We start from the raw sequence: 12,010 nt of genomic DNA on the forward strand, positions 1-12,010 counted from the left end.
GTGGGCGCCAAGATCAAAGAGCGCTCCTCTGGGTTGGTCATGCGTCTTCTGCTCGCGCCAGCCGGTTTCCACATTGGGGCGGAAAGAACCGTACCTGGATTCGACACGTATGATACGGCCCAGGTCCAATTCCTTCAGGTACTTGCTGGCTGTCAGAATTTCTGCATCATGGCGTCGGTTCTGGAAGGCCGCCGCAGGTGTACCGGTAGCCTGAGCCACATCAAGGATCTTGTTCGCCTCCTGACTGGAGCCGGCCACCGGCTTGTCAATGACCACAGGCTTGCCGGCCTGCATGACCCGGGTGGCAAACTCCAGGTGGGTATCGTCGGGGGTGCCTATGCTGACAGCATCGTAACGATCGATATCCTTGAAAAAATCATCGTTATTGTCATAGACCCGGGCCCGAGGATAAAGCTGGTGAACCTGGGCTGTAGCTCGTTCGTTATGTGTTACTACAGCCGACAGTTCCAGCCCCTCAGTCTGATCAATCATGTTGGCGTGAAAGACCCGCCCCACAAAGCCAAAGCCTATAAGGGCAATCTTGAGATTGTGATTTTGCTCTTGTCCCATTATTTACTCCTTCCACACCCTCCCATGATTGCCATGAGACAGAAGGGACTTATACACCGAGATGCTCTCTTAAGTACCGACGTGCAGTAAGGGCGCTCTTCAACGGGTCAGCCTTGGCTGGGTCCTGCTCGGCCTCTACCATGAACCAACCGTGGTAACCCCCATCAAGCAGGGGCTGAAGAACCTTCTTAAAGTCGGTGACCCCATCCCCTGGCACGGTGAACACACCCTCCAAGATGGCCTGGAGGAAGCTCAGCTTCTCGTCCTTGACGCGCTGAAGGACATCAGACCGAATATCCTTCAGGTGGACGTGTCCGACCCTCGAAGCGTAGCGCTTCACGATGTCAACCGGATCCTCCCCCGAAAAGAGCAGATGGCCCACATCGACCAAGAGCTTTACCTTGTCAGGGTCAGTCCCTTCCATCAGGCGATCAATCTCGCTGGTGGTCTGCACACCCGTGCCCATGTGGTGGTGGTAGGAGATTTCCATACCGACGTCATGGGCCAGATCTCCAAATCGATCAAGACCACGAGTCAGTTGATCCCATTGCTGACTGGTATATTCAGGCTTGCCATCGAAGATCGGCGTATGCATTTGGCCCTGAATGGTATTGCCCTGTTCAGCTACATTGATCATCTTTGCACCCAAGGCGTGGAGATAGTCGCGGAAGGCGATGAAACTCCGCTCGTTCTCCTCCCAGGTTTGCGTAGTCAGATAGGCGCTGAACCAGGCACTGGCAATGCTGATCCCCCGCATCTGAAGCTGCTCCTTCAAAACCTTGGGATCCTTGGGGTACTTGTTGCCAATTTCAGTGCCTTCAAACCCGGCCAGAGCGACTTCGCTCAAAATCTGCTGATAGGGAGTTTCGCCACCCAGCTCGGGCATGTCGTCATTGGTCCAACTGATCGGAGCCATGCCCACGCGAATTGCCGTATTCTTGTTTGTCATCATTTCACCCAATCATTCGTCTGCCTGAAGCTACTTGATCATGATGGTCAGCAGGTTTTTCATGGTCTGGGCCACCATGCCCATTTCATGCTCGTTGGCCCTGTCGGAAAACATCTCGGAGCAATACCAGCCGTCATAGCCTGTGGCCTTGATTGCATCAATCCACTCCTGCAGGGGGATGCAACCGCCACCGTTGACCACATTGCGGTGCACATCCTGGTTGGGGACCTCCCGGCCCCTGTCGATTTCCAACCCGTCAGAGACATGGACAGCGGTGATGATCTCCGGCGGTATCTTGGCTACGTCCTCCAGCGTGTCACCGGCAGTCCAGAAGTGCCAGGTATCCACGGTGATGCCGAAGTTGTCCCGGTTGACCTTATCGACAATCTGCAGCAACTGAGAACACCGGCTGATCGGCGCCCAGCAGAGAGGCTCCAGGTAGATGCCCAGCCCGTACTGCTTGGCGATGTCACAGGCCAGCTGAACATTATGCGCTGTTACATCAATGGCCTCCTGCTCGCTTAAACCTAGGGGGCCACGCCAACGCGGATCGTCTTCAGCCAGCTTGCCGGCATTGTAATCCATGACCACGTTCCAATCCACTGGATCCGTGCACATTTGAACGGCTGGAGCACCGATGACCTGGGCTATCTGGCACATCCTTTCAACCTCTTTAAGGTACTCTGCCCGGTCTTCTTCTGACCGCCTGGTGATCCCCTGAATAGCCCCCAGTCCGCTGACCGGAAAACCATCCAGAATTTCAGCTGCATCCTGGGCGGTATAGCCCTGATCGAGAAAACGGTAGAGCTTTGGGCTCTGCATCTCTATGCCGTCGAAGCCGGCCTCCTTGGCAAAGCGTATGTCATCATAAACATTGCCGTAGAAGGTGGTAGTTACGTTCATTGATAATCGTGCCATCATTGACTCCTTTGTTGTGGTGGCTCGGCGCAGGCTTGTCCTGCAACCGTGAGGCTTCCATTGAAGTTCTGGAAACCTACGCTTCCTTGATTAATTGTTCGATGGTCTGACGTTGATACACGGAAGTATCATGGGCGGTCTCGTCCTCGGCGAAGACGTTGGAGACGATCAGGGAATCCTCCCTGTCCAGGAAACCGTTGGTCTTGAGTGCCTGGAAGAGATCCTTGAAATCCACATCCCCGTCACCCACCTTCAGATGCTGGTGGACCCGTGCGTTGGTCCCTGGAGGATTGGAGATATAGCGCAAGCCGTGTGAACGGTTGTGGTCATAAGCATCGGAAATGTAGACCGAACGCAACTTGGTAGATTCCGCCTGGGTGATCTCGTGCACTGCATTCCCGTAGTGGAAGGTGTGCGAGGACACGTAGACGGAACCGACCAGGTCTGAGTTTAGGCCGCGCAGTACGCGATGCGCATCCATGCCATTTTCCACAAAATCATACGGATGGGGGTCAAAGTTGATCACAATCCCCTCCCGCTCAAGCAAGGGTAGTATCTCCTCCATGGTCGAGTAGAAGCCAGCCTCCGACTCCTCATAGCGCTCGGGGATGCCGCTGAACTCACTGTTGATGGTATGGATGCCCAAGATGGCCGCAATCTCGATTGCCCGCTTCCAATTCCGCACAGCCCACTGACGTTCCCGCTCGTCCGGCCATGAGGTCCGGTAGACGGGCAGCAGGGAGACCAGTTCGACGCCGGCGTTCTTGCAGGCCTTAGCCAGATCGTGGACCAGTTCGTCATCAGCCTTAGGGTGGGTGTAGAAGGGCAGGAAGTCATCATGCGGGGCCAACTGCATGTACCGGTAGCCTGCATCAGCCACAGCCTGCGGCAGTTCCAGCAGTTTGTAGTCGTAATAGAAGGGGGTGGGGTCAAGTGCAATCTTCATAAGTATCAGCTTCTTCCTTTTGCCCGCTTACAGGCGGGCAATAATATCCTGAGCAACTTCTTGCGTGGACCTTGACCTGCTTGCATTGGCAGCAACATCTTCTTCCACGGCCCGCTGGATGCGTTCAGCAACCTGGTCATACCCGAAGTGCTCCAGCAGCATGGCTCCAGACAGGATCGAGGCTGTCGGATTGGCGATGCCCTTGCCAGCGATGTCAGGCGCTGAACCGTGAATGGGCTCGAACATCGAGGGGTGTTCGTCAGTGACGTTGATATTGGCTGAGGCCGAGTATCCAATGCCGCCAACCACGGCCCCCGCCTCATCGGTGAGCACGTCGCCAAAGAGGTTGTCGGTGACGATGACGTCGAATCGCGAAGGATCCGTCACCAGAAAGATTGTGCAGGCGTCCGCATGCAGATAGTCCCAGGTCACATCAGGGTACTCCTGCGCCACCTTATCCATGATGTCGAGCCAGAGGGCACCGGCATGGGGCAGGACATTGGTCTTGTTGACCATGGTCACATTGCGCTTGCCCCCACGCTTACGCGCTAAATCAAAGGCATAACGTACCGCACGCTCGACACCGAAAGCCGTGTTAAGCGAGGTCTCGGTCGCGATGGCCTGGTCGGTGCCCCGACGAATATATCCTCCCATTCCGGAGTAGAGGCCTTCAGTCCCCTCCCTGACCACAGCGAAGTCGATCCGTCCTGGATTCTTCAGCGGCGAGTTCACTCCTGGATAGAGTTTGGTCGGTCTCAGGTTGACAGCCTGGTCGAAGCTGAACCTGAGTTTGAGCAGGAGGCCGCGCTCCAGAATCCCTGAACGCACACGCGGGTCGCCCACAGCCCCCAGCAGGATGGCATCCTGCTGCCCGATGGATTCCAGATCCTCATCATTGAGCAGGGTGCCGTCGCGCAGGTAGCGTTCAGCTCCCAGGTCATAGTCCACATAATTCAGCCTTACCTGGTTGCCGACAGCCTTGCCCATGACCGCCTGTGTCTGCGGGGTAACCTCTTTGCCGATGCCGTCTCCCGGGATAACAGCTATATTGATTGTCTTCCGTACGTCATTGTCCGCCATATGCTCAACCTATCATTATCATTTTCTAGTCTAACTAATCAATATTCATAAGTAAACTGTGAGAATCCTGAAAAATCCTATAACATAATTTCGTATAGTGAATTCTCATTCTCATAATTCACTGTTGTTCCTCCATAGGGAGACGCGGATCAAGGGGAAGCGATTCTACCGCCTGGTAGACCCAGTCCTGTCCTGGGTCGATGGTGACCTTCCAGTCACGTTCTCCGCCTCCAGCCATGACATTGAGATAGTAGAGGTCGAAGCCGGGGGCGGCAATAGAGGGGCCATGCCAACCGTAAGGTATCAGGACGGTGTCACCCTGGTGAATCTGGGTGAGAATATCAAGTGGCCTCTCGTCCGAAGCAGACGCGCCCTGGTAGCCAAAGGGCCTCACCCCCGCAGGAGCCCCCGGCAGGGGTTGCATGTCGAAGTAGTAGATTTCCTCCAAAGCAGTCTCATCCGGACCGGCCTGATCATGCTTGTGCACCGGGTAGGAGGACCAGGATCCGCTCGGGGTGATGACCTCGCAGACCAAGAGACGTTCGGCCTGGATATTATCCATCATTCCAAAGTTCCTGGCCTCGCGGGAGATAGGCCCATGGCCGCGCAAGGCGACATCAACATCCTGCGCAGAAACGAATTGGTCCGGAAAATGGAGCGTGGCAGGGGCCGAGGCAACCGCCACCCGACCAGCCTGTACTGCCCGAATGCTCAGGGGGCTGTCACAGCCGATATACACCGTATCTGTAGGGGCGCAAAATACATCATGACGACCACGAAGGTGATAGGTACCCCTGGGAGAGGTCACATCATAGGAACCGCTCAAGGGCACCACCATACGTTCCCAGGCTCCAGCAGGCAGACTCACCTGCTCCCCCTGGTTCAGCCCAGCAACCTGCAGCCCCGTATATTGCCAGCCCAGTACCTCCTGGCTGTCCTGCGCGCCCAGAGAAACTTCCCAGCTCCCCTGCGATGCACTCCCTTTGGGGTATACCCATCGTGTCATATTCATCCCTCCATTGTCTTTTTCGCATATATCGGCTGTGTGCCTGACTCCTGCCTGACTTGCCCGGTCCTATTGGGCTGAGACAAACTCCTTCAAGGTAGCCGTGACCAGGGAATGGTCATAGATCGAAGGCAACCCGGAGACGGCCGTAACTCCGAACACCAGGCCACTGGGCAAAAGGAGTGGGAAAGCTCCGCCATGAGCCGCGAAGTCGTGCGTGTTCCTTCGCGAGCTCACGTCAAAATCCTCCTCCTTCTGCTGGTAGTCGGTGCCCACATAGAGTGAGGCATGGCCATAGGCAAGCACTACATTGCCCTTGCGTTCAGCCCAGGCATCGTTGTCTTCTGCAGCTCCTGGAACGGCCGCGTGGAAAGCCCGCTGCAAACCCAGTCGTATATCGATGGCGACCGGCAACTGGAGACGGTGGGCTACAGCGTAAATGGCGCTGCCTACCTCCCAGGCATCATCCACGCTGAAGTCGCTGAATCGCAGTTCCTTTTCCTGAGACTCAATAAACTGTTTACGCTCGGCAAGCTTGCCCTCATTGGCATCGAATACTGCCTTGTACTCGTTATACCTTTTGACTACTGCGTCAACTGAAATCTGCTTCATTTTTACTCCTTTGACTTTATCTAGGTTGTATTCCAATTCTCATTGGAATTTTGAAAAAGTTGAATTATACAAAGGCCTACTGCTCATGGGGCCTTAATCCCTGCACTGGGCGAAGGCCTTCCCAAAGGCCTGGAGTGCCTTATCGCTGTCGCCTGATGCATACCCCTCCATCCCGATTGGGCCAGTGAAATCGGTCTCGTTGACGGCTTCCGCCACCTGTTCCCAGCGCACTTCCCCGGTGCCCGGCTCGCACCGGCCAGGGACATCGGCCGCCTGGAGCTCACCGATATAGGTGTTGGCCTCCTTGACGGTCTCGATAAGATGGCCATCATCCTCCTGGGCATGGTAGAGGTCCAGCATCAGTTTGAGATTGGGACTGTCGACACGCTTGACCAGGGTCAGCGTTTCATAGCTATGGCAGAAGGGGACGTGCGGATGGTCAACCCGTGAATTGAGATTCTCCAGCAGATAGGTAACTTGGTTCTTTTCGCCCAGCTCGGCAAATCTCGACAAAGTGTCATAGGCGTTGAGCCACATATCCGGAGTGACCCGGTCAATCCACTTGGCCGCCTTGCCATCGACCAGCTCAGCACCGTGGATTACGAGCTTGTCAATGCCCAGATCCTTCAACTCCGGCAGGATCTCTTTGGCGGTCCGCAACATCTCTTCACTGTCATCGGCATAGGCAAGATTGCCATGCACATAGCCTTGAGCACTGTTGATGGGCACCCCGGTAGCCTTCAGCTTGTTCAGGTCATGGCTGTAGTGGGTCCAGATGTCTACCCCGAAACCCATCTGGTCGATGCGCTTGATTCTCTCCTCGATAGGAAGATCCAGGTAGACCATTTCAGCGCATATGGTCAATTGATTGTGAGCCATAGCATTATTCCTTTCCTTATGACCACCCGCCGGCCGGCAGGCGGCCCTGTTCAATTAGAGTGCCCGTTGCTTCAAGTTATGCCGTACGGGCCCTGGCCTCCTGCTCAATCTGCTCCAGACTCTTCCCCCTGGTCTCTGGGATGAAGGCCTTGGTAAAGAAGATGGCTCCGACATTGATGACCGCAAAGATGAAGAAGGTGACCGCTCCCCCGACCGCGTTGAGCAGGGGCAGGAAGAGGAGGGAGATGATAAAGTTTGCCGCATTGATGGCCACATTGGCATACCCCACGCCCTTGCCGCGGACCTTTGCCGGAAATACCTCAGCAATGAGCAGCCAGGTCACCGGCGAGACCAAGCCCTGGGCAAAGGCGAGGTCGAACATGACCAGACCGATAAGAAGCCAGGACATGCTGGTGGACGGGTGGTTGGGGTCAATAAAGAGATAGCAGACCCCCACCAGGGCCAGGAAGACAGAAACCCCGCCCAGACCGACCATCAGTGCAGTCCGGCGGTTTATCTTATCGATAAAACCGAGACCACCGATGACGGCAGCAACAGATGAAACAATCATGACTGGAACCATGGCGATAATCGAGTTATCCGGGTCTATGCCCAAGGTTGAAGAAAACATGGTAGGAGCAAAGAAGTTGATCGCATTGGAGCCGACCAGCTGGTTTATCAGGGCTGCACCAACTCCTGCAATCAAGACCCTACGCAGCCAAGGGGTGGAGAAATTCTCCTTGTCCCCCTCGCTCTCATTCTTTTCCGAAGCCTGGAAGGAGGTAAAGGTCTCCTCCGCCTCAGACTTTGGACGAGTTTCCAGCAAGAGCTTGACTGCCTCGGTTTCCATGCCATGCCTGGCGAGAAAGCTCGGCGTTTCATGGACAAAAACGGCGGTTATGACTAGTAGTACCGCCGGAACCACAGCTGCCCAAACCATGGCATGCCAGTCCGCCTTGACCGCCAAGACAGCGTTGACCAGCGAGGCGAGCAGCTGGGAAATGTTGATCATGACCGAATTGACAGAAACCAACCGGCCCCGCTGTGCGGATGGTGCCATTTCTCCCAGATATATGGGGATCACACAGGATGTCGTCCCCACTGCGAATCCTACGACCATCCGGGAGAAGGCGAAGAAGGCGATATTGGTCGCCAGAGCACACATAAGCGCCCCGACCACCGCCAGGAGTGCCCCGTAGAGAATCAGTCGCTTGCGCCCCAAGTGGTCTGCCAAGTTGCCGCCACAGAAGGAGCCAACAGCACATCCCAGGAGCATGACCGCAGTGATGATGCTCTGATTCCAAGCACTGAGCTGATTATTGGACCCGTCAAAATTCATCGTTACGAGTGCCCCAGACAGGAAGGTTAGCGTATAGCCATACAGTCCCCCGCCGAAAATTCCCACCACGACCATCATGGTGACATAACGTTTGCGGTTGCGGGCCAAGGCTTCGACATCCATGTCTTGGGAGGCCTCTTGAAATGTTCCCATGTTTATCCTGCTTCCCATTAACACCAAATTTGACACCGTTATCAAATTTCGGTCAACATGTTCAGTATACGAAATAGAATGCAAAAAAGAAAATCAAAAAGGCAAAAATCTTATGTTTTTTCAGAAAACTATCCAAAAAGTAGGAATATGGTCAAGACAGTGGGCTTGTTGAGACGGTTTTAACGGCAGAATTAACGGCTGGCAGCCTGAGACGACCTTCGAACGCCACTGCCTCCTTCAGGGCTGGGCATCAGGCCTGAGAATGAGACGAGTTTTCCGAAAGCTGACCTGATCCCAGACGGTCTACATAGGCCGTGAGCTGTCCTGCCAGTTCTTCACAGCGCGGCATCATCGCGTCCGCGAATCCTCCGGTTGATAGGGCTCCAACCACCATGCCATCCTGTTGAGAAAAGATGGGGACACCAATCGAGGCAACACCGATGGTGATGTCCTCATTGGAAATGGCGAATCCTCTCTCCCGAATCTGCTTGATATCCGTACGAAGAGCGCTGGCAGTGACCAATGAGTTCTCATTGTAGCCCGCAAAGGGCGCCTGTTTCAGGTAGTCATTCTGGATCTGCTCATCGGAATAGGCCAGGCAAACCCGGCCAGCAGCACCGGCGAAGAAGGGCAAGGTACCACCCGGCCGCAGGATCAGCGCGTCAATGCTGGGCCCCTGTGCGCATTCCACGCAGACGGTTTCGAAGCCACTGATGACGGTCAGGAAAGTCGTCTGCCCGGTAAGAGTCGTCAACTCAGCCAAGAGTTCATAGGCATTGGGCCATTCAGTCAAGGAGCTGCGCGCCACATCAGAGAGATTGAGCCAGCTTAGACTCAGTGAATAAGTATCATCCTGGTTGGCCTTGACCAGACCGACTTGGACCAATCCATCCAGGATCCTATAGGCGGACGAGCGGGGAATGCCAGAGGCAGCCGCCACTTCCGCAGGCCCGATACCGTTGTTGTCAGCCAGGACGTCGATGATCTTCCCAGCCTTGGAAAGGGCTCCGGTCGGCTCCTGATTGCTGGCCTTACTGCTCGCTCTCACCATCGAACCTTCCCTCTTCGCCATCAACCACATAGCCCAGTCCCTGCGATATCTCCCTAGCAGCCTGGAGCAGGCTGGTCACCTCACGCAAATCGGCACCTGATTCAACCAAAGCCCTACTGGATCGAGACAGCCCGCTATAACAGGCCGCAGCCCTGATGTGACCAGCATGATCGAAGATCGGGGCGGCCAGTGTGAGTGCCCCTGGTACTGTTTGGTCAACATCGTAGGCAAACCCTCGTTGGACCACCTTTTCAGCCATCTGCATCGAACGCTCCCGGAAGGTGGACAGCAGCCCACCCAGGTCAGCGTTGTAGCGATAGTGCTCGATCAGGCGCTCAAAACGCGCTTGATCCAAAAAGGCCAGAAGCACGTTTGAAGGGGCACCCAGACTGATCGGCAACGAATAGCCGATCTGAGGCGAGCGCAATCGACTCTGCCCCAGGAAGGTCATCTGCACGCAGACTGAGCGCACATAGTGGCGGACAAAAAGGCTCCAGCTGCCGTTCGAGCCCTCCTGCCTTTTAAAGACATGCCTGGCGATGCTTTGCACATCCAGCCTCGCCTCGATACGGCCGCCAATGCGCACACAGGCGATGCCCAATCGGTATTCGCCGCGATGCAGGCCATGATCCACCCAGCCCAAGGTCACGAGATTGGACAGCAGGCGGTAGGTGGAGCTGGCAGGCTCGTGCACATAGGCGCTGATCTCATGGATGCTGGAGGGGCCAAGCTGTTCCAGAGCGTCAAGCACCGCCTTGGCCTTAGTCAGGGTGCCAACGCTGTGTCCCGAGTCAGATTCGGTACCCTGCCTCATGGCACCCTCCTTCTTGTCCTAGATAAACCATCCATGCCCAGTGCACATTATATGGTGTCAGCAGGCTATCCTCCTCACAACAGGGCCCACTCCCGATTGGCACTGAGTCGTGCCAACCTGCACCCGACCTCCCGGGTTTGCAAATCGAAAGGCTCAGAGCATCAGGGCACCAGCAGGGTGTACTTGGTAGTCATATATTCAAAGATGCCTTCGGCTCCTCCCTCTCTGCCGACACCCGATTGCTTGACTCCGCCAAAGGGAACCGTGGCATCGGAGAGTACGCCGGAATTGATGGCCAGGACACCGGACTCACTACGGCGCTGCATGAGTTCACTGCGCTTGATCGAACTGGTATAGGCATATGCCGCCAGCCCGTACGGCGTGTCGTTAGCAGCCTGAATGCCTTCCTCGTCGCTGCCAAAACGGCTCACAGCAAGGACAGGCCCGAAGATTTCCTCGGCATATACCCGAGCCTTGCGAGGAACCCGGTCCAGGAGCGTCGGCTGGAAGTAGCGTTCTCCATGCTCATCCCTGTGACCGCCGACAATCAGCTCCGCCCCTTGGCTAACTGCCTCATCGACTAGGCCGCCAATGCGCTCTACGGCCTTGACGTCAATCAGGGGGCCGATATCGGTTGCCTCATCCATGCCGTCACCCACGACCAGGGCCTCAATGCGATCCTTCACCTTGGCCACAAACTCATCGGCAACCCCATCCTGGACCAGAATCCTGTTGGCTGAGGTGCAGGCCTCCCCATAGTTGCGGAATTTGGCCAGCATGACCCCGTCAACAGCCGCGTCAATGTCGGCATCATCAAAGACCACAAAGGGGGCGTTACCGCCCAACTCCATGGAGGTACGCAGCACATTGTCGGCCGCCTGCTTCATCAGCTTGACACCCACAGGGGTGGAACCTGTAAAGCTCACCTTACGCAACCGATGGTCGGCAAAGAGGGCATCTGAAATGTGGGAGGAATGGGAGGTTGTGATGACATTGACCACACCCTTAGGCACCCCTGCCTGTCGAAGAATCTCCACCAACGCCAAGGTGGTAAGAGGGGTCAGCTCGGCAGGCTTGACCACCACGGTATCGCCGGCAGCCAGGGCTGGGCCAATCTTCCTGGTTCCCATGGCCAGGGGGAAGTTCCAGGGGGTAATCAGGTAGCAGGGGCCCACCGGATCGTGGGTGACCAGACCCTTGCGACCGTCTGGCAGGTGGAAAGTCCTGCCATATTCACGCATGGCCTCCTCTGAGAACCACTTGAGGAAGCCGCCTCCGTAGTCCACTTCCCCCAGCGCCTGCTTGAAACTCTTGCCCATTTCCCGGGTCATCAGCTCTGCAAAAATCTCCTTGTTGTCCATCAGGGCCTCATAGGCAGTTTGCAGAATGTTCCTACGTTCTTCGGGCGTTGACTGACCCCAGGACTCTTGTGCCCGGTCAGCACTGTCCAGAGCCGCCAGCGCCTCCTGCTTGTCCCCGTCTGATGCCTGGTAGAGCGTAGAGCCATCGGCAGGGTTTTCCACTGTAAATACCTTGCCACTATCGGCAGCCCTCCACTGCCCGTCGATGAACAAACTCTTTCCCGACTGGGGAAGCACTGACTCGACCTTGTATTTCCACATACCGTCCACTCCTCACTTTCGCCGCTTCTTTGCAACAATTACATTCCTCTGCGCGGATAAGCAACTACAAC

At 55.9% G+C, this 12,010-nt stretch carries 12 protein-coding genes; all 12 read right to left on the bottom strand.

Translation table 11 applies throughout. The annotated features are described in order from the left end of the window. The coding region (locus tag CI603_RS08555; protein WP_183122306.1) for a Gfo/Idh/MocA family protein at positions 1-570 on the bottom strand (570 nt) is incomplete at its 3' end. A 49-nt stretch (positions 571-619) separates the two neighbouring features. Beyond that, positions 620-1,522: a myo-inosose-2 dehydratase gene (iolE, locus tag CI603_RS08560; RefSeq protein WP_220702273.1), complete on the bottom strand. Its 903-nt coding sequence runs from the start codon at positions 1,520-1,522 to the stop codon at positions 620-622. Between the two features lie 27 nt (positions 1,523-1,549). After that, on the bottom strand, positions 1,550-2,440 hold the full coding sequence (locus tag CI603_RS08565; protein ID WP_121913803.1) for a sugar phosphate isomerase/epimerase: 891 nt from the start codon (positions 2,438-2,440) through the stop codon (positions 1,550-1,552). A 73-nt stretch (positions 2,441-2,513) separates the two neighbouring features. Further along, positions 2,514-3,383: a sugar phosphate isomerase/epimerase family protein gene (locus CI603_RS08570; protein WP_046323108.1), complete on the bottom strand. Its 870-nt coding sequence runs from the start codon at positions 3,381-3,383 to the stop codon at positions 2,514-2,516. A 27-nt stretch (positions 3,384-3,410) separates the two neighbouring features. Next, entirely contained in the window at positions 3,411-4,463 is a 1,053-nt protein-coding gene (locus tag CI603_RS08575; protein WP_121913804.1) for a 3-isopropylmalate dehydrogenase, read from the bottom strand. Positions 4,464-4,581: 118 nt separating this feature from the next. Beyond that, on the bottom strand, positions 4,582-5,469 hold the full coding sequence (gene iolB, locus CI603_RS08580; protein ID WP_121913805.1) for a 5-deoxy-glucuronate isomerase: 888 nt from the start codon (positions 5,467-5,469) through the stop codon (positions 4,582-4,584). 69 nt (positions 5,470-5,538) lie between these two features. Further along, on the bottom strand, positions 5,539-6,081 hold the full coding sequence (locus tag CI603_RS08585; protein WP_121913806.1) for a heme-degrading domain-containing protein: 543 nt from the start codon (positions 6,079-6,081) through the stop codon (positions 5,539-5,541). A 93-nt stretch (positions 6,082-6,174) separates the two neighbouring features. Continuing rightward, positions 6,175-6,960, bottom strand: a complete 786-nt coding sequence (locus tag CI603_RS08590) for a TIM barrel protein (protein ID WP_121913807.1) — start codon at positions 6,958-6,960, stop codon at positions 6,175-6,177. A 76-nt stretch (positions 6,961-7,036) separates the two neighbouring features. Continuing rightward, on the bottom strand, positions 7,037-8,452 hold the full coding sequence (locus CI603_RS08595; RefSeq protein WP_183122307.1) for a sugar porter family MFS transporter: 1,416 nt from the start codon (positions 8,450-8,452) through the stop codon (positions 7,037-7,039). Positions 8,453-8,702: 250 nt separating this feature from the next. Next, on the bottom strand, positions 8,703-9,503 hold the full coding sequence (locus CI603_RS08600) for an IclR family transcriptional regulator (protein ID WP_183122308.1): 801 nt from the start codon (positions 9,501-9,503) through the stop codon (positions 8,703-8,705). After that, positions 9,484-10,317 (bottom strand): IclR family transcriptional regulator, encoded by an 834-nt coding sequence (locus tag CI603_RS08605; RefSeq protein ID WP_121913810.1) that lies wholly within the window; start codon positions 10,315-10,317, stop codon positions 9,484-9,486. The genes CI603_RS08600 and CI603_RS08605 overlap by 20 nt, the downstream gene beginning before the upstream one ends. A gap of 161 nt (positions 10,318-10,478) precedes the next feature. Continuing rightward, entirely contained in the window at positions 10,479-11,939 is a 1,461-nt protein-coding gene (locus CI603_RS08610) for an NAD-dependent succinate-semialdehyde dehydrogenase (RefSeq protein ID WP_121913811.1), read from the bottom strand. Positions 11,940-12,010 lie beyond the last annotated feature (71 nt).

Source organism: Bifidobacterium sp. wkB338, from assembly GCF_003688325.1.
Lineage (GTDB): Bacteria > Actinomycetota > Actinomycetes > Actinomycetales > Bifidobacteriaceae > Bombiscardovia > Bombiscardovia polysaccharolytica.